This is a genomic window from Pseudomonas sp. KCJK8993 (genome assembly GCF_046230915.1).
GTDB classification, from domain to species: domain Bacteria; phylum Pseudomonadota; class Gammaproteobacteria; order Pseudomonadales; family Pseudomonadaceae; genus Aquipseudomonas; species Aquipseudomonas piscis.
The window spans coordinates 33156-57275 of sequence record NZ_JBJJLO010000006.1; the positions used below are offsets into that span (position 1 = coordinate 33156).

Annotated in this window: 24 protein-coding genes; 17 read left to right on the forward strand and 7 right to left on the reverse strand. The window is 64.0% G+C overall.

The annotated features are described in order from the left end of the window. The first annotated feature begins 275 nt into the window (after positions 1-275). From ACK6AU_RS03590 to ACK6AU_RS03600, 3 genes are all read left to right on the forward strand, one after another. Positions 276-713, forward strand: a complete 438-nt coding sequence (locus ACK6AU_RS03590; protein WP_185700995.1) for a hypothetical protein — start codon at positions 276-278, stop codon at positions 711-713. A 534-nt stretch (positions 714-1247) separates the two neighbouring features. After that, complete coding sequence (locus ACK6AU_RS03595; RefSeq protein ID WP_185701043.1) at positions 1248-2141, forward strand: sensor histidine kinase; 894 nt, start codon at positions 1248-1250, stop codon at positions 2139-2141. Further along, the gene (locus ACK6AU_RS03600) at positions 2138-2797 is read left to right on the forward strand and encodes a response regulator transcription factor (RefSeq protein ID WP_185700994.1); all 660 of its coding nucleotides are present in this window, start codon (positions 2138-2140) and stop codon (positions 2795-2797) included. The genes ACK6AU_RS03595 and ACK6AU_RS03600 overlap by 4 nt, the downstream gene beginning before the upstream one ends. Before the next feature lies 1 nt (position 2798). On the opposite strand, the gene yegS is transcribed toward ACK6AU_RS03600, so the two are convergent. Beyond that, entirely contained in the window at positions 2799-3698 is a 900-nt protein-coding gene (gene yegS, locus ACK6AU_RS03605) for a lipid kinase YegS (RefSeq protein ID WP_409297781.1), read from the reverse strand. Between the two features lie 424 nt (positions 3699-4122). Between yegS and ACK6AU_RS03610 the strand changes: the two genes are divergently transcribed. The 13 genes from ACK6AU_RS03610 (at position 4123) to ACK6AU_RS03670 (ending at position 19633) form a co-directional block, all read left to right on the forward strand. Continuing rightward, positions 4123-5556: an undecaprenyl-phosphate glucose phosphotransferase gene (locus ACK6AU_RS03610; RefSeq protein WP_409297783.1), complete on the forward strand. Its 1434-nt coding sequence runs from the start codon at positions 4123-4125 to the stop codon at positions 5554-5556. Beyond that, positions 5557-7014, forward strand: a complete 1458-nt coding sequence (locus ACK6AU_RS03615) for a mannose-1-phosphate guanylyltransferase/mannose-6-phosphate isomerase (RefSeq protein WP_185700991.1) — start codon at positions 5557-5559, stop codon at positions 7012-7014. 71 nt (positions 7015-7085) lie between these two features. After that, positions 7086-7859: a polysaccharide biosynthesis/export family protein gene (locus ACK6AU_RS03620; RefSeq protein ID WP_185700990.1), complete on the forward strand. Its 774-nt coding sequence runs from the start codon at positions 7086-7088 to the stop codon at positions 7857-7859. Between the two features lie 18 nt (positions 7860-7877). Then, positions 7878-9872: a GumC family protein gene (locus ACK6AU_RS03625; RefSeq protein WP_185700989.1), complete on the forward strand. Its 1995-nt coding sequence runs from the start codon at positions 7878-7880 to the stop codon at positions 9870-9872. Beyond that, a complete protein-coding gene (locus ACK6AU_RS03630) occupies positions 9872-11068 on the forward strand; it encodes a glycosyltransferase (protein ID WP_409297786.1) in 1197 nt (398 codons plus the stop codon). The genes ACK6AU_RS03625 and ACK6AU_RS03630 overlap by 1 nt, the downstream gene beginning before the upstream one ends. Next, a complete protein-coding gene (locus tag ACK6AU_RS03635) occupies positions 11052-12353 on the forward strand; it encodes a cellulase family glycosylhydrolase (protein ID WP_409297788.1) in 1302 nt (433 codons plus the stop codon). Before ACK6AU_RS03630 ends, ACK6AU_RS03635 begins: the two co-directional genes overlap by 17 nt. A 2-nt stretch (positions 12354-12355) precedes the next feature. Next, positions 12356-13573: a glycosyltransferase family 4 protein gene (locus ACK6AU_RS03640; protein ID WP_409297790.1), complete on the forward strand. Its 1218-nt coding sequence runs from the start codon at positions 12356-12358 to the stop codon at positions 13571-13573. Continuing rightward, on the forward strand, positions 13564-14664 hold the full coding sequence (locus ACK6AU_RS03645; RefSeq protein ID WP_185700985.1) for a glycosyltransferase family 1 protein: 1101 nt from the start codon (positions 13564-13566) through the stop codon (positions 14662-14664). The genes ACK6AU_RS03640 and ACK6AU_RS03645 overlap by 10 nt, the downstream gene beginning before the upstream one ends. Then, entirely contained in the window at positions 14664-16082 is a 1419-nt protein-coding gene (locus tag ACK6AU_RS03650) for an O-antigen ligase family protein (RefSeq protein ID WP_409297792.1), read from the forward strand. The genes ACK6AU_RS03645 and ACK6AU_RS03650 overlap by 1 nt, the downstream gene beginning before the upstream one ends. Next, a complete protein-coding gene (locus tag ACK6AU_RS03655; RefSeq protein WP_409297794.1) occupies positions 16079-16900 on the forward strand; it encodes an acyltransferase in 822 nt (273 codons plus the stop codon). The genes ACK6AU_RS03650 and ACK6AU_RS03655 overlap by 4 nt, the downstream gene beginning before the upstream one ends. A 10-nt stretch (positions 16901-16910) precedes the next feature. Beyond that, complete coding sequence (locus ACK6AU_RS03660; RefSeq protein ID WP_409297796.1) at positions 16911-18326, forward strand: lipid II flippase MurJ; 1416 nt, start codon at positions 16911-16913, stop codon at positions 18324-18326. A 13-nt stretch (positions 18327-18339) separates the two neighbouring features. Next, positions 18340-19290: a glycosyltransferase gene (locus ACK6AU_RS03665; protein ID WP_409297798.1), complete on the forward strand. Its 951-nt coding sequence runs from the start codon at positions 18340-18342 to the stop codon at positions 19288-19290. Between the two features lie 103 nt (positions 19291-19393). Further along, positions 19394-19633 carry a hypothetical protein gene (locus ACK6AU_RS03670; protein ID WP_185700980.1) on the forward strand — a complete coding sequence of 80 codons (240 nt, stop codon included), beginning with the start codon at positions 19394-19396 and terminating at the stop codon, positions 19631-19633. A 41-nt stretch (positions 19634-19674) separates the two neighbouring features. Here the strand turns inward: ACK6AU_RS03670 and glp are convergent, their stop codons facing one another. Both glp and moaB read right to left on the reverse strand, forming a co-directional pair. Next, positions 19675-20862 (reverse strand): gephyrin-like molybdotransferase Glp, encoded by a 1188-nt coding sequence (gene glp / locus ACK6AU_RS03675; RefSeq protein ID WP_409297847.1) that lies wholly within the window; start codon positions 20860-20862, stop codon positions 19675-19677. Positions 20863-20884: 22 nt separating this feature from the next. Then, positions 20885-21424 carry a molybdenum cofactor biosynthesis protein B gene (moaB, locus tag ACK6AU_RS03680; protein ID WP_409297800.1) on the reverse strand — a complete coding sequence of 180 codons (540 nt, stop codon included), beginning with the start codon at positions 21422-21424 and terminating at the stop codon, positions 20885-20887. Positions 21425-21670: 246 nt separating this feature from the next. On the opposite strand from moaB, the gene ACK6AU_RS03685 reads away from it, so the two are divergent. Beyond that, the gene (locus ACK6AU_RS03685) at positions 21671-21892 is read left to right on the forward strand and encodes a YgdI/YgdR family lipoprotein (protein WP_022640016.1); all 222 of its coding nucleotides are present in this window, start codon (positions 21671-21673) and stop codon (positions 21890-21892) included. Between the two features lie 72 nt (positions 21893-21964). Here ACK6AU_RS03685 and ACK6AU_RS03690 read toward each other — a convergent pair whose 3' ends face one another. The 4 genes from ACK6AU_RS03690 to ACK6AU_RS03705 all read right to left on the reverse strand — a co-directional run bounded on the left by ACK6AU_RS03690 (position 21965) and on the right by ACK6AU_RS03705 (position 24080). Next, positions 21965-22855 carry a pseudouridine synthase gene (locus ACK6AU_RS03690; protein ID WP_409297803.1) on the reverse strand — a complete coding sequence of 297 codons (891 nt, stop codon included), beginning with the start codon at positions 22853-22855 and terminating at the stop codon, positions 21965-21967. Positions 22856-22933: 78 nt separating this feature from the next. Then, positions 22934-23254 (reverse strand): transcriptional regulator, encoded by a 321-nt coding sequence (locus ACK6AU_RS03695; protein ID WP_409297805.1) that lies wholly within the window; start codon positions 23252-23254, stop codon positions 22934-22936. Positions 23255-23294: 40 nt separating this feature from the next. Further along, on the reverse strand, positions 23295-23732 hold the full coding sequence (locus ACK6AU_RS03700; protein WP_409297807.1) for a S24 family peptidase: 438 nt from the start codon (positions 23730-23732) through the stop codon (positions 23295-23297). Positions 23733-23843: 111 nt separating this feature from the next. Further along, complete coding sequence (locus tag ACK6AU_RS03705; protein WP_185700976.1) at positions 23844-24080, reverse strand: glutaredoxin family protein; 237 nt, start codon at positions 24078-24080, stop codon at positions 23844-23846. Between the last annotated feature and the right edge of the window lie 40 nt (positions 24081-24120).

A 24120-nucleotide genomic window follows, 5' to 3' on the forward strand; every position in this document is an offset into this window, starting at 1 on the left:
GTCAGGCTTTTGTTTTTGATCGCAAAAGGGTGGCCCGGCCCCCTTTCAAGCCGAAATGCCCCTGCTCACAGAACCCCAGCGGCCAGGCGCCGCTTTGCTGTGAACGGTATCCGGCTGCCAGCGGCACACGATGAAAGTCCTTCATCGCGCCCGGTTGCGACTGCTGAAAAAACGCCAGACTTGACTAATATTCAAACTCCCAAAACGCCTGCCAAATTGAAACCGTTCAGCCTACGCCCTATCCCGCCATCGGAAACGAAGTCATGGAGATAAGCATGCTAAAGGACGGCCATGAGTGCACCACGCCCCTGCCCGAATTCCTGCTTGAAGCCCAGACCCTACTGGCCAAATCGGAAGACTGCCTGAGCCACCTGCACTTGATCAGGAACGATGAAGAAGCCATCAATTGCCTGCTCGTGACCCTGCAACGCCTGGCACAGTGCGCGGCACATCATGCCATCAGCCCACTCTCGGAGTTTTCCCAGCACATCCATGGTCTGCTCAAGCGGCCCCAGCATCCGCTGGACCTCAACGACCAGATCCTCGAGGCACTCAAGAGCTGCCTGACGCTGATGGCCTGGCAACTGGAACTGATCGACCCGCGCGATGGCCAGCTCAACATGGATGACAGCGAACAACTGATGCTGATCGAGGAACTGGCCGACCAGGTATCGCAGAACTGCACCTGCTCGCACCCATCTTGCCGGCACTGAAGTTGCACTAACCACCAGGTGCCGGATAGAGAACATCGAACGACGATGGCCAAGCTGCACAAGATAAATAAGTAGGCGGCTAACTATCCAATTGCCTGTCGTTATTGAACAGCACATACCCAAGAACGACATAAGCTACTAAAACAATTTCAACTTGCGTCCAACCCGGCATTGATTGTCCCGGGGACTTGCGTGTACGCGCAGCAGCGGATTATCCCGGATTCATTGCTCGCAATATCCCCCCGGCAACCCGGGACAGAAGTGATCGGCCATGGCTTTCCTGACCTTCGGGACATATATGCCCAGGCACTTTGGCGCGACCAGCAGTATCTTCGGTGGTATTATGCGGCGCATTAATGGACAGACTTAATGGCCTATTGACTCCAATGTCGACAACCACTATCGAGCCTATAGCAGAGATACGGGCAGAGTTGATTGCAAGCGGATATTCAAATAGCACCGTTTCTCAAACAAGCCTGGCCATCCATTCCTGACCAAGCTCTTCGCAGCGAACATTCATTGGCTCCATCCGTCATGTACGCCAGTCTCAAGTCACTTTTCTCCTGGCCGCCCTCCCATGATCACCTGCGCTGGCTCAGCCTGTTGCTGTGCTCTGGCTCGGCAGCGGGCACCGTACTAGTCTATTGCCTCGGGGATTCCCTGCCGCTGATCCTGGTGTTCCTCAACATGGCGGCGCTGGCCTGCGTCTGGGGGCAGTACGGCTACTCGCGCAAGTCCATCCGCTTCCAGCCCCAGGAACTCGCCGAACGCCTGCTGCAGGTCAAGGAAAACGAACGTCACCGGCTCAGCCGTGAATTGCACGATGATATCGGCCAGTTGTTGACGGCCGCCAAGCTTCAGGCCGACTGGCTCAAGCGTCGCCAACCGGAAGACCTGCAGGAGCATTTCGCCCTGCTCGGCACCACCCTGGAAGAGACCCTGACCAAGGTCCGCGACGTTTCCGCCATCCTCAACCCTCGGCAATTGACCAGCCTGGGCCTGGAGGCGAGCCTGCGCGCCCACCTGCTCAAGACCCTGGAAAACACCTCGGTGCACTGGAGCCTGGAATGCCACCAACGCTTGTCGGGTATCCCGGAAGAAATGGCCGTCGCGGCATTCCGTATCACCCAGGAAGCGGTGACCAATACCCTTAGGCATGCCCGGGCGCACAACCTGCTGGTGCGCCTGCAACGCCTGCCCGAAGGCCTGTCGTTGTTCATCAGCGATGACGGCCAGGGGTTTTCCCCTGCCGCCAACCCCGGCGCCCAGGGCCAACGTGGCATGGCCGGGATGCAAGAACGAATCAACCAACTGGGCGGGTTCCTCAAGGTCACCAGCGAGACCGACCAGGGCACCCAGATCGAAGCACTCTTTCCCTGGGCCCCTCGCACCCTGGAACGGGCCAGCACGAATAAGGTTCTACATTGACCTGTAATTTACTTTTGGTGGATGACCACTCGCTCATCAGGGCTGGCGTGCGTGCCCTGGTCATGGATATCCCTGGATATGCCGTGATCGGTGAGGCCGACGATGGTGCACACCTGTTGGAAATGGTCGAGAAACTGCGACCGCACATCGTCCTCCTGGACCTGTCGATGAAGCACACCGGCGGCCTGGAGGCCCTGCGACAGCTAAAGGCCACCCACCCGCACAGCAAGGTGTTGATCTTGTCGATGCACACCGACCCGACGCTGATCATGCAGGCGCTGGAGTCCGGAGCCCACGGCTACCTGCTCAAGGACACCTCTGCCACTGAACTGGAACACGCCCTCGAAGCGCTGCGCAACGACGAGCGCTACCTGAGCCCGGCTATCGCCCATACCGTCATCACCCAGGCCTTGACCCGCAACCAGAAGTCCCAGCCGCCGCCGAGGGACAACCACAACCTGACAGCCCGCCAGTTGGAGATCCTGCGCCTGATCGTGCGCGGCAAGTCCACCCGGGAAATCGCCCAGGGGTTAGGCCTGAGCATCAAGACCGTGGAAACCCATCGCTCCCAGATCATGAAGCGCCTGCAGATCTTCGACGTCGCAGGGCTGGTGCTGTTCGCCGTACGCGAGCGCATCATCAGCCTCGACGACTGAGTCAACCAGCGCCGCCCAACAGCGGTGAATCGGCAGGCAGATGCACCTGCAAGGCCGCGGGCCAGACTTCGAAGCGCAGCCGGTCGCCTTGCAGGGGCTCGCCGTCGAGGTTGATATCCAGCCCCCGCGAGGCCTTTATCTCGACCCAGGGCAGGCGGGTGCGAACGAACAGCTTGTCGATCGCCATCCCCCCGGCCAGCAGGTTCTTCAGGGTGCCCACCAGCTCCTGGGGCGCCGGCAGGATACTGACGTCGAGCAGACCGTCATCGGCCAGCGCCTGGGGACAGAGTTCATGGCCGCCGCCCGCCTGGCGACCGTTGCCGATGCCCAGGGCCAGCAGTTCACCATGCCAATGGAAATCCGGCCCTTGCAACTCGCCATAGGCGGCGCTCAACTCGGCAAACCGTGACAGCCCGGTGAACAGGTAGGCGACGCCGCCCAGGACCTTCTTCAGGTCCTCCGAGGTATTGGCCGTGACCTGGCTGCCGAAACCGCCGGTGGCCATGTTCAGGAAAACCTGCCCGCCGACCACCCCCAGATCCACCGGGCGGGCTGGAACATCCAGCAAGTCCAGGGCCGCCGCTGGATCCAGTGGCACGCCGGCCGCCCGCGCGAAATCATTGGCCGTTCCCAGAGGCAGCAGCACCAGGCTGGCCGGCTGCGAGGCTTCGGCCAAGGCCTGGGCGACATCGCGCAACGTCCCATCGCCACCACCGGCGATCAGTTGCCGGTAACCGGCGTCCAGCGCCTCCCCCACCAGGCGCTGGGCATCCCCAGCCTCCCACGTCAGGCGCACCGCCAACTCCCAGCCCGCCGCACGCCTGGCCTGGACCGCAGCCCGCAGCTCTTCGTTGAGTGCCTGCTTGCCGTGCAGGATCAACAACGCCTTGTGTTCACTCATTGGTCATGCCTCCCGTGTTCAATAGCTGCGGAAAATGTGGACCCTGGCCGTCGAGGAAAAGATCTGTCGCCCATCATTATTTTTTGCCGGCAACAGGCTTCGCACGCCTTTTATCAGGCTGCAAGGGAGATAAAGGGCACGCAAAAAAAGATCTTTCATCGCTTGGCTGTTTTCAATTCGCAAGCTTCTGTTTCATGAGCTTTACTCAGCCAAGTCATCTGGATGAGCAGGCTCGACAACGGGTCGATCGGCATCGGGAGCTCCGCCCCGCCATGGATAGCGCCTGCCCCCCGGTGAAACGCGACCAGGCCGGCAGTGGCGTGGAGCACCTCGAGCAGGGCTCCTGGGATGCGAAGTGAATGCTCGAAGATGTGGCCGGTTCTTCCAGTCAACCGGTGTGCCTTGGGTCGAGGGAATTGATCTTATGCGGTTGCAACCTGTAGACAGCCTGTTACTGACTCGCCCCAGCATGGTCGAGTACTTCCTGTTCGGTATCCGCGTAGTCCACGGCATGACCGCGATCCTTCCAGGACTCTTGCTGCTCCTGCTGGCGAACGACCTGCCCAACACCCTGAAGAGCGACCTGACCATCCTGGTGTTCTTCGGCGTCATCAGCGTGCTGATCTTCCAGGCCCTGGGGGTCTACGCCGAATCCATCTTCAGCAACTTGCTGCGTTTCCAACTGACCCTGTTCGCCTGGTCGGCCTCCTTTTGCGTACTGTTGTTCATGCATCACTCGATGCAGATGTTCAACGCCGTCGACAATCGCGGTCTGCTGGCCTGGTTCTTTGGCAGTTTCGTGCTGTTCGGCATCGAGCGCCTGATCCTCCTGACCCTGTTCCAGCAACTGATGCAACGCGGCGTCTTCCTGCAGAACGCGGTGATCCTGGGCGCCACAGAGAACGGCCAGCGCCTGGCCGAATACCTGGCCCAGCACCAGGACATCCGCTCCGGGGTCACCGGTTTCATCGATGATCGCATCGGTCGCCTGCCCAAGGTGTTGTGCAATCTGCCGTTGCTGGGCAACTCCAGCGATCTGGAACGCCTGATCCGCGAGGAAAAGGTCACCCAGGTGCTGGTGGCCCTGCCCTGGTCGGCGGAGAACCGCATGGCCTACGTGATCCGCGAACTGCGCAGGCTACCGGTGAACGTGTTGCTGGTGCCGGACATGGTGGCCTTCCGGCATGCGCACAACCGCATCACCGAAGTCGCCAACCTGCCGATGTTCAACGCCTCCGAAGTACCGCTGCGGGGGTGGTCGCCGTTCTTCAAGCGCCTGGAGGACATGGTCCTCTCGAGCATCGCCCTGGTGCTGCTGTCCCCGGTGATGCTGCTGGTGGCCCTGGCCATCAAGCTCGACTCCAGGGGCCCGGTGCTGTTCAAGCAGAAGCGCTACGGCTACAACAACCGTCTGATCCAGGTCTACAAGTTCCGCTCCATGCACCAGCACATGAGCGATGCCAATGCCGAAAAGCAGACCACCCGTGGCGATCCACGCATCACTCGGGTCGGGCGCTTCATCCGCAAGACCAGCCTCGACGAACTGCCGCAGTTGTTCAACGTGTTCGGCGGCAGCATGTCCATGGTCGGCCCACGCCCCCATGCCACCGCCACCAAGGCCGCCGGCATCCTCTTCGAAGAGGCGGTCAAGGAATACACTTCGCGCCACCGGGTCAAGCCGGGAATCACCGGGCTGGCGCAAATCAATGGCTACCGGGGCGAAACCGATACCCTGGAGAAAATCGAGAAACGTGTCGAATTCGACCTGGAATACATCGAAAACTGGTCGGTCTGGTTCGATCTGTACATCCTGTTCCGCACCGTTCCCTCCGTGATCATGACCCGCGAGGCCTTCTGAATGAGCACACTCATTCCCTGCATCATCGCTGGCGGTGCCGGCACCCGTCTGTGGCCGGTATCCCGCGAGGCAATGCCCAAACCCTTCATGCGCCTGCCCGATGGCGAAAGCCTGCTGCAGAAGACCTTCGAGCGCGCGACGGCCCTGGACGACGTCGGCCGCCTGCTGACGGTGACCAACCGCGACGTGTTCTTCCGTACCCTGGATGACTACCGCCTGCTGAACAAGAAGCGGGTCGACCTGGACTTCATCCTCGAACCCTTCGGCCGCAACACCGCGCCTGCCATCGCCGCCGCGGCCCTGCACGTCAGCCGCCTGTACGGCGAGGACGCGCAGTTGCTGGTGCTGCCGGCCGATCACCTGATCAAGGACCTGTCCGCGTTCGCCGCCGCCGTGAGCCGGGCCCGGCAACTGGCCGAACAAGGCTGGCTGGTGACCTTCGGCATAGTGCCGACCCATGCCGAAACCGGCTTCGGCTACATCGAGAAAGGCCAGGGCCTGAACCATGACAGCTTCCAGGTCAGCCGCTTCATCGAGAAACCCGACGCCGCCACGGCCCAGCGTTATGTCGACGGCGGCCTGCACCTGTGGAACGGCGGCATGTTCTGCATGCGCGCCGATGCGATCCTCCAGGAGCTGCGGGAGTTCGTACCCGACGTGGTCAGCGCCGTGGAACGCTGCCTGGAGCTGAGCCACCGCAAGGAGGGCAAGCACGAACTGCAAGTGGAACTGGACGGCGACAGCTTCGCCCAGGCCGCGGATATCTCCATCGACTACGCCGTCATGGAGCGCTCGAAGAAAGTCGCCGTGGTGCCCTGCCAGCTCGGCTGGAGCGATATCGGCTCGTGGCAGGCGGTGCGGGAACTGACCCCCGCCGACGAACACGGCAACCAGTGCAGCGGCCAGACCGTGCTGCATGACGTGAGCAACTGCTACATCGACTCGCGCAAGCGCCTGGTGGGCGGGGTCGGCCTGGACAACCTGATCATCATCGACACGCCCGACGCCCTGCTGGTGGCCGACGGCAAGCGCAGCCAGGACGTCAAGCTGATCGCCCAGGAACTCAAGCGCCTGGGCCACGACGCCTACAAGCTGCACCGTACCGTGACCCGGCCCTGGGGCACCTATACCGTGCTCGAGGAAGGGCCACGCTTCAAGATCAAGCGCATCATGGTCAAGCCTGACGCCTCGTTGTCGCTGCAGATGCACCACCATCGCAGCGAGCACTGGATCGTCGTCAGCGGCATGGCCCGGGTGACCAATGGCGAGGACGAATTCCTGCTCAACACCAACGAATCGACCTTCATCAAGCCCGGTCGTACCCACCGTCTGGTCAATCCCGGGGTGATCGACCTGGTGATGATCGAGGTGCAGAGCGGGGAATACCTCGGCGAAGACGACATCGTGCGCTTCAACGATATTTATGGACGGGTTCCCGCCGAGCCTGCCAAGACCTGAAACCGCGTTCTACCGCCGAATCTGGCCCGACAGGGAATTGTGACTATGCACGACGCCAGGAAGACCGCCCGATGAAAAGACTGCTGCTGATTTCCAGTGTTCTCATGCTGTGCGCCTGTTCCATACCGGCGAAAGTTGAACTGCCTCCCGGACAGGACCTCGAGCAAGGCCACCGGGCCGGCGAGGCCCTGGCTGGCAAGCCGCTGCCGCCGCAGCGCATCCGTCCGGGAGATACCCTGCGCATCGTCCGCAATACCGGCGAGGCGCCGTCGATCTCGGCCTTCACCGCCAACTCGATCTACGAGCTGACGTTGTTCACCGTGCTCAACGACGGCACCTTCTCCTATCCCTATGCCGGCCAGGTCAAGGCGGCGGGGCTGACCCCCGAGCAGTTGACCCAGGTCCTGGAAAGCAAGCTGAAGAACATCTACCAGGACTCCGCGCTGACCGTGAACATCAACCAGGCGCCGGGCAACACGGTGTTCGTCGGCGGGTCGGTGCGCAACCCGGCGTCCCTGCCAGTGACCGTCACCACCACCCTGGAACAGGCCATCGTCGGTGCCGGGGGGCTGCTGTCGGTGGGCGACAGCCGCAACATCGCCCTGCTGCGCGAAGGCGAGGACGGGCGCTACAAGACTTACTTCTTCGACTACCGCAAGTTCATGATCGCCGGGAACGCCGGGGCGGCACCGGTACTGCTGCAGCGCGGCGACGTGGTGTTCGTGCCCAAGTCCAGCGTCGGCAACGGCATCGAATGGGTGGATGTGTACCTCAACCAGCTGATCCCGTTCACCAAGTCGATCGGTGTCTCGGCCAGCTACGAAATCAACCGCCAATCCAATTGATCGCCAAGGACTGCACACATGATCAATATCCGTTCCTTTCGCGATTTGCTGCGGCTGTTCTTCATCTTCAAGCGCGAGGTCAAGATCACCGTCCTGGTGACGTTCATCATCATCGTGCTGGGCGCCTTCCTGCTGCCCAACCGCTTCGAGTCCACCGCCCTGCTGCTGGTCAAGCCAGGCCGCGATACCAGCACCCTGCCCATCGAGATTTCCGACCGCCAGGCGGTGGTGATCCCCAGCGCCCAGCGTGATCCGATCCTCGACGAGGAACGCATCCTCACCGGCGCGCCCATCGCCCGCAAGGTGGCGCAGCAGTACCTCGACGACCTGTCGCGCCAGCCCCAGCCCGGCGGCGTACTGGGCACCATCAAGAACGCCCTCAAGGGCGCCGTCGAAGGTATCGCCGACCTGTTTCGCGGGCTGCTGCAACTGGTGGGCCTGGTGGAGAAGCAAACCCCGGTCGAACGCCTGACCGAGCGCATGCTGAAGAACTTCAGCGTGACCCACGCCGCCGGCTCTTCGGTGATGGAAGTGAGCTTCATCTGGAACGATCCGCAAGTGGCGCAGACCGTGGTCAAGAGCTGGATCGAGCAGTACCAGCAGGAACGCGCGCAGACCCTGGGGCGCAAGAGCCTGTACGCCTTCTATGAAACCGAGAGCACCAGCACCAACCAGCGCATCCTCGGCTACAAGAAACAGATCGCCGACTACCTCAACCAGCTGGGCGCGGTGAGCATCGAAGAGCGCCTGAACGACATCTCGCGCAACCTCAACAACTTGCGCGGCGAGCATCTCAATACCACCCGTGCGGTGGCCTCCACCAAGAGCGGCCTGGACACCATCCAGCAGCAGCTCAACAGCATGAAGAAAGAAATCAGCATCGGGCGCCAGATGAGCCTCAACCCCGACCGCCAAGACCTGCAACAGCGGATCAACGCCAAGCAGATCGAGCGCCAGGAGATGCTCCGTACTTTCAAGGAAGGCGCCCCGCCGGTCCGGGCCATGGATGCGGCGATCGCCAACCTGCAGGCCCTGCTACGGGCGGAAAACGCCACGGTCCAGCGCAGCGAGAACCTGGCGCCGAACCCGGTCTACACCCGCCTGCAGAACAGCTTCGCCGACCAGCAAGCCAGCCTCAGCCGCCTGAAAACCCAGGCCGCCCAACAGGAAAGCCAGCTGCTCAAGCTGGAACAGGACCGGCGCCATGCCCTGGACCTGGAACCTGAGCTGGCCCGTTTGCAGCGCGAGCTCAGCGCCGCCGAGAAAAGCTTCGCCCTGTACAGCGACAGCACCGAGAAAGCCCGGATCGACCGCGAGCTGGACCAGAGCCAGATCAGCAACATCGCGGTCATCGAGGACGCCACCTTCCAGCCCAGCCGGATCTTCCCCAAGAGCCTGACCATGCTGCTGGCCGCCATCCCCCTGAGCCTGGCGGTGGGCCTGCTGGCCCTGTACTTCTTCTACCTGCTGGACCAGCGCATCCACGATGCCGACCAGTTGGAGGAACGTTTCGGCGTCAAGGTCTGGAGCAGCCTGCAGGACCTGGACAGCCACCTGCCGCAGCGCAACAGCGCCTTCACCGCCAGCCTGTACCGGTTGTATGGCGTGCTGCCGTTGAAACAGGTGGCCGAGCGAGGGCTGGTGATCGGCCTGACTTCGGCCCGCCATGGCGAAGGGGTGAGCTTCGTGACCGGCCACCTGCGCGACCTGTTGCAAGAGCGTGGGCATAGCGTGCGAGTCAATGGCGCCTCCACTGCGCAACCCGGTGAAATCGTGCTGCTGGAGGCCTCGGGCTTCTTCTCCAACCAGGAGGCCTTCGTCAGCCTGCGCGAAGCCGACCTGATCGCCTTGATCATCGAGGCCGAGACCACCACCGTGCCAATCCTGCAAAACGCCCTGGCGATCCTCAACACCGCCTTCAAGCGGGTCGATGGCATCATTCTCAACCGCCGGCGCTTCGGTATTCCGGAAAGCGTGCTCAGTTTCATGGCGCGGATCAGGAGCCCACACTGATGCACATCGCCGTGCTGGCCCCCATGCCTCCCGAGCAGAACGGCATCGCCGACTACGCCGCGCATTTGCGCACGGCCCTGCACGAGCGAGGGATACGGATCAGCACCCCGCTACAAGGCCTGGGCAACGACCCGCAGCGTGCCATCGAGCGCGTGGCCCAGGCCGACTGGCAGGATATCGACCTGGTGCACGCCGAGCTCGGCGGCGGCCGATTGGCCGAGTTCCATGCCTTGAGGGCCTTGCGCCAACGCTTCCCCAGCCTGCCCCTGAGCGCCACCGTGCATGACCCCGAGCGCCTGGTGTGGCGCCGGGCCGCCCTGCCCTGGCCGTTGTCGCTGGCCGCTCGATTGCCCTCGCCGCTGCCACAGCTGGCTACGGTGCTGGCCGACCCGATCTGCCTGTACGAGGAAAAACAGCTGGCCCGCCGCCTGAACCGGCTGATCACCCTGACCCGTGCCGGCGGCGAGTGCCTGCGCCAGCGCATGGGCCTGCGGGCCGAGCAGATGGTGGTGATCCCCCATGGCAACCTGGCGATCCCCGCCCGGCCGCTGCCGCCGCTGATGCCACTTAGGTTGCTGTACTTCGGTTTCATCTATCGCGGCAAGGGCATCGAAGACCTGCTGGATGCCCTGGCCATGGTCTTCGCCCAGCAACCGGAGCTGCGCCAGCGCCTGCGCTTGACCCTGGCCGGAGGCAGCGAACCGGAAATGGCCTTCGGCACTGCCGGCAGCTACCTGAACCAGCTACGCCAGCATATCCAGCGCCTGAACCTGCAGGACAGCATCGACTGGCAGCTGGACCTGCCGGCCGGTGATATCCCCCGAGTCATCCAGGACCACCATGTGATGGTCCTGCCGTACCGCGAATCGAGCAAGCTCAGGGTCCTGGGGCAGTTGCGCGGCACCAGCGGAGCGCTGTCCTGGGCCGTGGCCTGCGGTCGCGGGGCCATCACCTCCGATGCTCGTTCGTTCGCCGAAGAAGTCGCCCAGGGCAATGGCGTGATCTTTCCCCAGGGCAATGTCGCGGCCCTGGCCGCCGAGATCAGCCACCTGTGCGCCAGCCCGGAGCTGGTGGAACGCTGGGCCGAGCACGCGGCGATGATCGGCGCGCGCCGGGCCTGGAGCCAAACTGCCGAACGCTTCGCCCGAGTGTTCGCCGATGCCTGCGCAGGAGCTGCCCATGTCCATGCCACGTAGATCAGGCCTGCTGCTCGTGCTGCTGGCCACCCTGGCCTGCACGGCCCTGGCCGACAACACCCTGCGCGGACCACGACCGGTGACCTGGAAGGACTTCCTCGGGGTCAACGCGCAATTCCAGTATTTTGCCCCCAGCCTGTACCAGAAGCAGATGGACCGGCTCGACGCCCTGGGCCTGAACTGGGTCCGCCTGTCCATCCACTGGGCGATGATCGAACCCGTGGAAAATCAGCTGCAGCTCGACACCCTGGATGGCGCGATGAACGCCATGAAGGATCGCCACTACAAGATCCTCGCCTACATGGTCGGTTCGGCGCCCTTCGCCGCCAACGTCCCAGCCGGAGCCCCGCCCTCCGACCAGTACCCGCCCAAGGATTTCAACGTCTTCGCCCAGCGCATGAAGATGCTCGCCCAGCGCTATCCCCAGGTGAACACCTGGCAGGTCTGGAACGAGCCGAACATCGTCTGGCTGCCCAAGGAAGATCCCAGCGCCTACGACCAGTTGCTCGGCACCACCAGCAATGCCATCCGTACAGCCCTGCCGGACAAACCGGTGGCCACCGCCGGCATGGCCTACTACAGCCAGATGCGCAGCACTCCCGGGCTGATGCTCGAGGACCTGCTGGTCCAGGGCCTGGGCAATGACAACCTGATCGCCGCCTACCATCCCTACTCCGAATACCCCGAGGGCGATGACCCGGCGGCCAAGGATTTCCTGGCCCGGGGCAACTTCCTCAACAGCGCCCTGCACGGCAAGGGCGTGCAACAGGTCTGGGCCACCGAATGGGGCTGGTCGAGCTATACCACCGGCGTCCCCGAGATGCAGGCGATGATCGGCCCCAGCGGCCAGGCCGACTACACCCTGCGGCGCCTGGCCCTGATGGCGGCCATGGACTACCAGCGGATCTTCCTGTTCAACCTGAGCGACCTGGACTCCCGGGCCACCAACCGCGACCAGGCCTATGGCCTGGTGGACCTGGCCGGCGACCCCAAGCCGGTCTACACCGCCCTCAAGTATTTCCTCGAGACCACCGGGCCCAGCCTGGTCCCGGCCGATCCGCCGCCCCTGGCCAATGCCCCGGGCGATCTCTACAGCATCGCCTGGACCCGCCCCGATGGCTCCCATGTGTGGATGTTCTGGAGCGCCAGCGGCTCCAGCCTGCAGGTTCCTGGACTGACCAACGCCACGTTGCATGATCCTCTGGCCGGTACCCGCAGCGACTTGAGCGGGGCCCAGGGCATCAACGTACCGCTGAAAACCAGCCTGCAACTCCTGGTGTGGTGAACATGAAGATTCTCTGGACCCTGCCCTACCTGCCCTGGCCCGCCACCAGCGGCGGCAAGACCCGGCAATACCATCTGCTGCGGGCCCTGGCCGCCCGTGGGCACCGCATTACATTGCTGGTGCAATCCAAGACGCCTTTGGACGAAGCCTCGCGCGCCGCCCTGGAACCCTGGCTGGATCGCCTGATCGTGCTGCCGCGCCGGCCCCTGCGCAGCCTCGAGACCCTGCTGGCGGTGCTGTTCGCGCCGTACCCGATGCTGGCCACGATCAACGGTCTGGCCGAGCCCCTGCAACAGCGTTTCCGGCAATTGCTGGATGAGCCCTGGGACGTGGTGCAGATCGAGCACAGCTACAGTTTCCAACCCTTCGAGCAGCCACTGCGCGAGCGCAAACAAGCTTTCATCCTCACCGAACACAATGTCGAGTCGGCGCTCGGAGCCGCCAGCTACGACCGCCTGCCAGCCTGGTCCAAGCCCTTCACTCTGTATGACCAGTGGCGCTACCGGCGCTGGGAAACCCGGGTGTTCCGACAGGCGGCCAGGGTCGTCGCCGTGACCGAGCAGGATGCGCTGACCCTGGCCCGCCTCAGCGGCAAGCCGGCGCCAGTGGTGGTCAACGGCGTGGACTGCGGACACTACGCCTCGGTGCAGCCGGACTTTTCCAGCCAGCGCCTGTTGTTCATCGGCAACTACGAATACAGCCCCAACCTGGATGCCGTGCAATGGGCCCTGGACGATATCCTGCCGCGGCTGTGGGCCGTCAACCCGGACGTCCGCTTCGCCATCTGCGGTTATGCGCTGCCGGACAGCTTCCGCCAGCGCTGGACCGACCCGCGCATCGAGTGGCAGGGCTTCGTTCCGGACCTGCGCGACCTGCAACGACGCTCGGCGCTGTTCTTCGCCCCGCTGCGCCAGGGTGGCGGCTCCAAGCTCAAGGTCCTCGAGGCCATGGCCGCCGGCTTGCCGGTGGTCACCACGGCCCAGGGCTGCTCGGGCCTGCAGGTGGAAAACGGCGAGCACTACCTGGGCAGCGAAGATTCCGCGTCCCTGGCGCAGATCCTCGCCCAGGCATTGGCCGATCCCGAGCGCTTGCGCCGCATCGGCACTGCCGGACGGGCCTACGTCCTGGCCAGGCATGACTGGAGCGCCGCTGCCGCCCAGCTCGAAGCGGTCTATCACCAACTCCCCTCTGTCAAGGAACAAGTATCCGTATGCGCATAGGCCTGGATTACCGCCCCGCCGCGGGTTACAGCAATACCGGGATCGGCCGGCAGAACCTGGCGCTGGAGCAAGCCCTGCGCGCCAACCCGCAGGTCAGCCTGCAGTTGTTCGGCGTGGCCCCGGAAGATCATCCGCTACGTCGCCGGGTGCACTGCCCGCGCTGGGGAGCGGCGCTGCAAGGCATCCACCGGCTGCCCGGGCGGCTGCGCTTCGAAGGCGGCTTTCTACCGGGCGCCCTGCGCGAGGCGGGGGTCGAGGTCTACATCTGCAACTTCAACATGGGCCTGCCGCTGGGCAAGAAACCCCAGGGATTGCGCTATGTGCTGCAACTGCACGACCTGTTCCAGCTGACCCTGAGCAACAGCCATGGCTCGCGCCTCAAGGAGCGCTTCTACCGCCAGAGCGACAAGCTCTCCATCGGCTATTCGGTGAAGCAGGCCGACCGCATCTGGACGCCCTCGCAGTACACCGCCGATGAGTTGGTCAAGCTGTTCCCCGCCGCCCGGGACAAGGTCCGGGTCCTGCCCAACCTGGTGGCCGGCTTCAGCGGCGAGCCGGCCGACATCAGCGACCTGCAACTGCCCGAGCGCTACTGGCTGGTAGTGGGCACTCGCGAACCACGCAAGAACATCCCCTGGTTCGTCTCCGCCTGGCAGGCCGCACGCCAGCAGTCGGCCAGCGTCCCGGAGCTGCTGCTGATCGGCGCCCCCGAGCATCTGCCCAGCGAACTGCGGGCCCTGCACGGCCTGCATTTCCTCAGCGACCTCAGCGACAGCCAACTGCACGCCGTCTACCGCCAGGCCCTGCGCCTGTGGCAGCCCTCCTATGCCGAGGGGTTCGGCTTGCCGGTGATCGAGGCGCTGAGCGTCGGCACCCCGGTGGCAGTGGCCTCGGGCTCGGCCCTGGATGAAATCACCCCGGCCGGCAGCCCGCGCTTCTCGCCAACCGACGGCGCCGCGCTGGGCCAGTTGATGGTGCAGTTGGCCGATTCTCCCAAGGAAGATCCAGCGGCGCTCCAGGCCTGGGCCGCCGGCTATGCCGAAGGCGCTTATCGCCAGCGCCTGGATGAACTGCTCGAGGAGCTCAAGTAATGCCCATCGCCCTGCCGCTGGCGCTGATCTTCAGCCTGGTTTTCGGCGTGCTGATCTGGCTGCTGCCGCCCTTGAAGGTGCTGGTGCTGATCGTCGCCATCGCCGCGGCCGTGACCGTGGTCCGCCAGCCTTTGCGCGGGCTGCTGCTGTTCGCCGTGCTGGCCACCTTCCTGCCCTATTCGACGGTGCAGATCGGCCTGCGTACCACGGTCTCCGAGGCGCTGCTGCTGTTGGTCTGGGTCAGCGTCCTGACCCAGAACCTGTTCTCCAACCTGCCGCGCCCGCCCCGCCTGCTGCGTACCGAGAAGCTGTTGCTGGCGCTGATGGCCTTCAGCGCCCTGCCCTTCATCATCGGCCAGTTGACGGTCGACGCCGTGGGCAACGGGCCGGTGAACTGGGTGCGCTGGCTGCTCAACCTGTCGGCACTGTTCCTGGTGCCGCGCCTCTTGCAGGAGCAACGGGCCCGGGAGCAACTGGTCTGCGGGCTGTTGCTGGGGACATCGATGCTCCTGCTGCTGTCGATCAGCGTATTCCTCAAGAGCGGCACCGCCACCGCCATGACCCCGATCCTGGAACGGCTCGGCTACGGCGGCATCGCCGTGCTGGGCGACAGCCTCAGCGCCCTGGCCAACCGCATGGGCTCGCCCTGGATGCACCCCAACGTCACCGGCGGCGCCATGGCGCTGGTCCTGCCGCTGGCCTTCTGCTTCGGCCTGACCCGTAGCGGCTGGGAACGCCGCCTGGGACTGGGCGTGGCCTTGCTGGGCGCGGTCGGCCTGTTGCTCTCAGGCTCGCGTGGCGCCCTGCTGAGCCTGTTGGTGGTACTGATCTGGATGGCGCGCCAGCGGGTGCCCTACACCGGACGCATGCTCATGGGCGGTTTCGTCCTGGGCGCCCTGCTGATGATGTCCTATCCGCCCCTGCAGGATCGCCTGCTGACCCTGTTCACTTCCAGCGACGCCAGTACCAGCGTGCGGGTCGACGAGTACACGCACTTCCCCGAGGCCATGGCGATGTTCCCCTTCGGCATCGGCTTCAAGGTCGATCCGCCGGTGCCGGGCACTGGCCTGTGGGGGATTTCCAACCTGTGGTTGAACTACATCTACAAGATCGGCGTGCCGGGCATGCTGCTGTTCGTCGCGGTGATCTGGAGCTGGTGGCGGGAAACCCGCGCCCCTGGCCTGCAAACCCGCCTGACCCGGGACAATGCGCTGTGGCTGGGCAGCGGCGCGGGCCTGAGCGCGGCGCTGATCAGCGGCCTGTTCGACCACTATTTCAGCTTCACCCAGGTCTTGGCCGCCCTGTTCTGGCTGCTGCTGGGCCTCAACCTGCATGAAGCCAGGCGCCTGCGGCTCAAGGCCCAGGCTGCTACACCAGGCAATGCTCCAGAATCCCCTAGCTCAGGAAACCATTCATGAAACATCGCCTCTTTCACTCGCAGAACCTGAAACAGGCACTGCCCGAATATGCGCAGAAAATGGGCGTAAGCCTCGAGGAACTGGAAGCGGCCTATCAGTGGATGCTGGAAAACGAGGTGATTTTCGAGCAGCCCCTCAAGGGCAACATCCTCACCTATATCAGCTACCTGAACATCGAATCGAAGATCGAACCGGCCCTGCCCCGGCGCTTCTATGCCCTGCTGGGTCGCGAAGTCAAAGGCGCGCTGATCCCCATGTACGGCATCAACTGGCCGACCCTGCGCGATCGCATGCTGCGCACCTGGGAACAGATGTACAACATCCTGATCTGCAAGATCCCCAGCCACACCCTGCGCCTGCTCTGGTTGCGCATGGGTGGGGCGAAGATCGGCAAGGGCTCCACGGTCTGGCGCAACACCGAGGTACTGGGTATCGACAGCCTGCGCATCGGCCGGGACAGCACCGTGGCCTGGCACTGCCAGCTCGATGCCCGGGGTGGCTTGATCATCGGCGATCACGTGACCATCGCTTCCCACGTATTGATCATCGCCGGCGGCCATGACCTCAAGGAGCCGGAGTTCTGGGCAGTGGGCGGGCCGATCTATATCCATGACTACGCCTGGATCGCCAGCCGCGCGCTGCTGTCCTATGGCGCCGACATCGGCGAGGGCGCGGTAGTCGGTGGCCAATCGGTGGTGTCCAAGCCGATACCGCCCTATGCCATCGTCAGCGGCCCGGATGCGGCGATCAAGGGCGAACGCTGCCGCAACCTCAACTACAAAGTGGGCGGCAAAGGCCTGTTCACTTTGTTCCACTGAAACGCCCGACATGTTCGGCGCAACGCTGTGGCTGACCCTGGCCACCCTGACCGGCCTGGCTGCCGGCTTCGCCCGGGAGTGGTTGCTGGTGGCCGCCTGGGGGGCGGGCGGCCGGAGCGACGGTTTCCTGGTAGCGATGTTCCTGCCCGAAGCCCTGCGCATGGCCCTGGCCGCCGGTCTGCTCAGCGCCGCGGCCCTGCCTTTGTACCAACAACGCTCGACCACGCAGCAACAGGCCTGGCTCGCCGCCCTGGCCCCGCGCCTGTTGCTCTGCGGCCTATTGCTGGGCGGCGTGCTGAGCCTCGGCGCGCCCCTGTGGGTACGCCTGGTGGGTCCAGGCCTTTCCGCTGACGGCTACGCCCTGGCCAGCGGCGGCCTGCACTGGCTGGCCTGGTGTGCGCCTGGATTCATTCTCCACAGCCTGTTCTGCGTACCCTTGCAGGCTCGTTCGCGGTTCGTCCTGGCCGGTCTGGGCTCACTGCTGTTCAACCTGCCGCCAGTGCTCTACCTGGCCAGCTTGCAACATGCCGCCAGTCCCACCGGTCTGGCGGCCGCTTGCGTCCTGGGCAGTGTATTGATGCCCAGCGTGCTGCTGCCCAGCCTGCTGCGCGAGGGCTGGCGCCCGTGGCGCATCCAGGGCGCGCCCGGGGCCGGCCGCGAGTTGCTGCAGCGCATCGGTCCGTTGCTGAGCAGCAACCTGGCCAGCCAGGGCCTGGCGTTGCTGGAACGCATGGCCGCCTCGTTGCTGGGCGAAGGTGCGGTCACCTGGATCAACCTGGCGCGCAAGCTGATCAACCTGCCGCTGATCGCCCTGATGAGCCTCAACCAGGTGCTGCTGGGCCTGATGAGCGGCAGCTCCGGCGAACAGCGGCTGGATCTGTTGCGCAAGGGCCTGAGCAGCGCCAGCCTGCTGACCATTCCGGCGGTGGTAGGGCTGATCGGCGCCGCGGCAGCGCTGGTGCATCTGCTGTTGCCTTCCCAGGCGGCGGACAGCCCCTTGCCGAACCTGCTGGCCTGGTTCTCGGTGCCACTGATGTTCGGTGCCTGGAACGCCCTGCTGGCGCGTTATGCCTACGCCGCGGGAGATACCCGCATGCCGCTCAACTGCGAACTGGCCGGCAGTCTGCTCAATGCCTTGCTGCTGGCCGCGCTTCCCTACTTCCTGGGGCTGGTGGGCATCGCCCTGGCGGCCATCTGTGGGGTGGTGCTCACCGCCCTGCTGCTGATGCGCCGCCAGCGGTTGCTGGGCCTGCTGCCCTGGCGCAGCCACTGGTCGATCGGCATCGGCGGCATGCTGCTGGCGGCGCTGTTCCTGCATCCGCTGACCTCGATCATCTGGCAACTGGCCCTGAGCAGTGCCTGCGGGTTGCTTTTGCTGCTGGGGCTCGCCGCCTGGTTGCGCCCCTGGCGCCAGAACCTGACCTGAACCGGAGGCATCTATGTCGGTACTGCGCGTGGCCTGTGTGATCCCCACCTACAACGGCTGCCGGGACCTGGCCCGGTTGCTGGATTCCCTGGCCATCCAGAGCGCCGTCTTCGATACCCTGATCGTCGACTCCAGCTCCAGCGACGGCACTTATGAAATGGCCGTGTCGCGCTGCCCCAACGTACTGCGCATCGACAGCCGCGACTTCAATCACGGGGGTACCCGGCAACTGATGGTGGAGCGCAATGCCGAATACGACGTCTATGTGTTCATGACCCAGGACGCCTACCTCGCCGATGCCGAGGGCATCGCCAACATCATCGCGCCCTTCGCCGATGGGCAAGTGGGAGCCGTGTGCGGGCGCCAGCTGCCGCACCTGGATGCCAGCCCCCTGGCCACCCATGCGCGCCTGTTCAACTACCCACCCACGTCCCAGGTGAAGAGCCTGGCCGACGTGCCGGCGCTGGGCATCAAGACCGCCTTCATGTCCAACTCGTTCTCGGCCTATCGTCGCGAGGCGCTGATGCAGGTGGGCGGTTTTCCCAGCCACGTAATCCTGTCCGAGGACATGTACGTCGGCGCCAAGATGCTCCTGGCCGGCTGGAAGGTCGTCTATGAAGGCACAGCCTGTTGCCGACACTCCCACAACTACAGCCTCAAGGAAGAGTTCCGCCGCTATTTCGACATCGGCGTGTTCCATGCGCGGGAGCCCTGGATCCGCCAGGCCTTCGGCGGCGCCGGCGGCGAGGGATTGCGCTACGTCAAATCCGAACTGGCATTCCTCGGCTTCGGACGACTGCTGCAATGGCCAGGCTCGTTGCTGCGCAATGCACTGAAGCTGTTCGCCTATAAGCTCAGCCAGCAGGAACGCTACCTGCCCCTGGGCTTGAAGAAGCGCCTGGGCATGTACCGCCGTTACTGGGACGGCCCCAACGCTCGCCCACAGCCAGGGCCGCTGCAGTAACTTTTCTGACTTTAGAAAGAGAATTCCCCGAATTGACCCTCCAGCACCGATCAGTGACTGTGGTCGCCAGGCGCTGATGCCTCAAACAGGGAAGTACAAGGTCATGAATGACAAGGGGTTGTATCCACGAGCGCATTCGACGCTCAACCGCATCGAAGACAACGCCTGGCTGGCCACTCCATCAAGCCAGGAATTCCGCGAACCGCGCCCGCCTCAGTCCCGCCTATCGTCATTGCTCAAGCGCCTGGGTCGACTGGCACTGGCCGCAGCCCTGCTGGCGGGTCTGGTGACCTGGGGTCTTCACAGCCGTTTCGGCCTGTTGTTGCTGTTACTGCTGCGTTGAACGTTCCGTAGCCGGCCCAACACCGGGCCGGCTACGGAGGATCAATCCAGCAGCTCGCTCAGGGGAATGAAAGCGACCTGGTCACCTTCGACCAGGGTCCGCCCTTCGAGCACCTCCACCAGGCCTTCGGCCCACGCCGCGCTACGCAGGACCCCTGAACTCTGGTTGCGATAGATGATCGCCCGCCCATCCTCGAGCCGCCCCCGCAAGTACTCACGTCGATTGCCCGCTTGGGGCCAGGCAAAACCGGCCGCCACCTGGAAACGCAACGGCTGGACGCTTTGCACACCCTGGCGCCGCAACAGGTAGGGACGAGCCAGCAGGGCGAAGGTCACCAGGGTCGATGCCGGGTTGCCAGGCAGGCCAAGTACCGGCACACCCCGAAAATGCCCGAAGGTCAGGGGCTTGCCCGGCTTGATCGCCAGCTTCCACAAGGCCAGCTCTCCCGCCTCGCGCAGGGCCAGGCCGAGGAAGTCCGCCTCCCCTACCGAGACACCGCCGCTGGAAAGGATCAGGTCGACGTCCTTGAGCCCTGCCAAGCGTTCGCGGGTCGCGGCCAGGTCGTCAGGCAGGATCCCGGCGTCCAGCACTTCGCAGCCCAGGCGCTGCAGCCAGCTGCACAACAGGACCCGGTTGCTGTTATAGATCTGCCCGGGCCCCAGGAGTTGGCCCGGCTCCAGCAGTTCGTCGCCGGTGGACAGCACCGCCACGCGCACACGGCGAATCACGTCCAGCTCGGCGCATCCCAGGGAAGCGGCCAGCCCCTGCTCGATAGGTCCCAGGCGAGTGCCCGCGGCGAGGATCTGCTCACCGATGGTGGTTTCCTGGCCCTGGGGACGGATGTTCCGCCCGACTTTCAGCGGCTCGGTGAAACGCACTCGTTGATCGTCCTGGACCTCGGTGTTTTCCTGCATCTCGACACAGTCCGCGCCGGCCGGCACCGGGGCTCCGGTGAAGATCCGCGCGCATGTGCCCGGTTGCAGCGGCTCCGGGGCCTGGCCGGCGAAGACCTTCTGGCTGACCGGCAGGGGCTCGCCCTTCCAATCCTCCAGGCGCAGGGCATAACCATCCATAGCGCTGTTGGGCCAGGGCGGCAGGTCCAGGCTGGATACCAGGGGCTCGGCCAGCACCCGCCCCTGGGTCGCCGCCAATGGCAAACGCTCGCGCTCGCGGATCGGCGTCGCCTCGGCCATCGCCAGCAGGCGCTCCAGCGCCTCCTCCACAGGCATCAGGGCACCGAGCTTGCCCGGCTTAGCCACGGGATTCACAGGGTGCCGCCTGTTTCAGGTGAGGAACGAAATTGCAGGGACGGTGCCGCGAGTCCAGCTGTTCGGCAAGGATGCCATCCCAACCGGTGCGCACGGCGTTGGTGGAACCAGGCAGGCAGCAGACCAATGTGCCATTGGCCAGGCCGGCCAGCGCTCGCGACTGCACGGTGGAGGTGCCGATGTCCGCCACGGAGATCTGCCGGAACAGCTCGCCAAAACCATCGACCTGCTTGTCCAGCAAGCACGCCACCGCTTCCGGGGTGCTATCGCGCCCCGTGAAACCGGTACCACCGGTGATCAGCACTACCTGTACCTGGTCATCGGCGATCCAGGTGGCGACCTGGGCACGGATCTTGTACAGGTCGTCCTTGAGCAGGACCCGCGCCGCCAGGTGGTGACCGGCAGTACCCAGGCGCTCGACGAAGAGCTGGCCGGAGGTATCGGTGTCCAGGGTGCGGGTATCGCTGACGGTCAACACCGCGATATTCAGCGGGACAAAAGGTACATCAGCCTTGGCTTTCATAGGCTCGATCCAGTGATGGGGAAACAGGCCGGTGTTATATCACAGGCCCCCGCTCCGCTGCCGCGCATCCGGCGATGCCTCGTGGGTCGGTTCATTCGGGAACAATCAGGCATATTGGGCAACCCACACCAGCGAACGCCTGCGATCGTCCCGCCAACGTGGCAGAATGTCCCTGGCCAAGGAACTTGCAGACGTTGTATACGTCTGAAGACCAGCACTCATAAGTACTCATTTCGGAGACATACAATGACTCAACGGACCCTCGCCACTTTCATGCTCGCATTGGGCCTGGCCACTCTCGCCGGTTGCGCATCGCCGACAGTGATCACCCTGAATGATGGTCGCGAAATCCAGGCCGTGGATACCCCCAAGTTCGACAGTGATTCCGGCTTCTACGAGTTCGAACAACTGGACGGCAAGCGGACTCGCATCAACAAGGATCAGGTACGTACCGTCAAGGAGCTGTAAGCCTGGCGACTGCCGACCTGAAAACGCTAAAACCCGCCTGGTGCGGGTTTTAGCGTTTTTGCGGCCCCGATATCACCAATCGAGGCGAATACCACTCTCGAACTCGCGCTCCTGGCCAGTCAGCGGATCGACGAAGCGCAGCCCCTGGGCCAGCAGCTTCAATGGCTTGGCCGGGTCGTCCTCAGCGTCCTTGAGCACCTGGGGATAGAACGGATCATTGCAGATCGGCGCGCCCAGAGCGCTCATGTGCACTCGTAACTGGTGCTTCTTGCCCGTCACCGGATACAGCCCGTAACGCCACAGGTCGCCATGCTTTTCCCGGACATCCACCAGGGTCTCGGTGTTGCTGACCCCTGGGGCCTCCTGCATGCGGAAGAAGGGTTCGCCGTCCACCAGCCGGCTCTTGTGCAAAAGCGGAAAGACCAGATCGGGCAAGGCCCGGGCAATGGCTTCATAACGCTTCTCGATCTGCCGGCTGGGAAACAGCGCCTGGTAGGCCGAGCGACTACCCGGGTTGGCGGAAAACAGCACCAACCCAGCGGTGTGCCGATCGATACGATGCAGGGGCACCAGATGCGGGTTGTCAAAACGACGGATCAACCGCCGCAGAAGGGTCTGCTCGACGTATTCGCCCGCCGGGGTCACCGGCAGGAAATGCGGTTTGTCCGCTACCACCAGGTGCTCATCGGCATACAACACCGTCTCCTGCACCGGGATCACCTTTTCGTTCGGCACCTCGCGAAAATAGTGAATCAGCAAACCTTCACGATAAGCCGCCTCCACACCGATGGGCTGGCCTTGTCCATCCAGCACCCGCCCCCGGGCAAACCGGTCCAGCCACTGCTCACGACTGATGGCCGTGAAGTGATCGCACAGGCAATCCAGTACGGTCGCCCAAGGACCTGGCGGCAGGTACAAAGTGCTGGCCTGATGCTGTGCCGCAGAAAAACTCACGCAAGACATACAAAAACTCGAGGGATCGTTCCAAGCCGGCATTATCCAACAGCGATCCCCTACAGCCTAGGAAGAGTTTGCCCGCCTTCAGGCACAAGACTGCCTGGCCTGGGCCGCCGCCTCGGTGAACTCCTTGAGCCAGCGCAGGACGTCCACCGCTTCCCAGCGAGCCGGATCGTAAAGGGCATACAACAGCCCCTGGTACCCCACGACGTCCAACTGGCGGTGATAACCCGCACGCTGGAACAGGGCCTCTATCTCGGCGAAACAGGTATTGAAGTGCAGCTTGTTGAAGGGGGTCTTGCCCTCGGTGACCAAACCATCCAGGCGCAGCTCATGCACCGCCTCGCGCAGCACGTCGGGAGACATACCGTTCACGCTGTTTTTCAGTTGTTCGACATTGACCATCATTTATTCCTTTGAAGGTTCGAAGCCTGCGCCACATCCATCAGGGCTGCTTGTGCCCAACGTAGCTGACGACCCAAAGCACCACGCCCCAGATCTCGATCGAGCCCAGGTCGTCCAGGGCAATGGAAGGGATCGACGGACGCGCTGCCTTGAGCAGCAGGCCGCCACGGGGATCGGGAGCCAGCAGGCGCAGCGAGTACTCGCTACAGCCGCGGGGACGCACCACCAGGTATTGGTCCACCACGGGGGTGGCGGCACGATCGACGATCAGGCGATCCCCGGGGTACATGCCGAACCCCAGGAGATTGTCATCGTCCACCAGCAGGCCGTGGATCTGAGGGGCCCCCAGGCCCAGGGTCCGGTCCAGGGAGAAACCGCTACCGATGGGGCCAGGGGCAGGCTCGCTGCCGCCCAACTCCATCAGACGGGTTGGCAACGGTTGCGAACGTTCGATACCGGTCAGGAAAGTGAGCGACATGGCGAGATTCCTCGTTGACTGTATATGCATACAGTAAACGAATCGATGGATATCGCCAATCAATTCCAGGCAAGGGCGACAGGCGGAAGCTGCACGACGCCCCGGCAGGTTTCAGCGCAGGAACGCTACCACCTGTTCGGCGTCGAACGGCCAGCCCAGCTCGGCGCCGTTGTCCACCCGGCGCAACACCGGGATACGCAGGCCATAGGCCTCGAACAGCTCCTGGCTGTCGGCGATGTCCACCAGCTCGACCATCAGGCCGTGCTCCACCAGCGGCATCAGCTCGGCCTCGGCCAACTCGCACAAATGGCAACCAAGGGTGCCGAACAATTGGCATTCAGGAGGCATGGGGGCGACCATTGTAATGAGGAACGGGCGCTCATTGTAG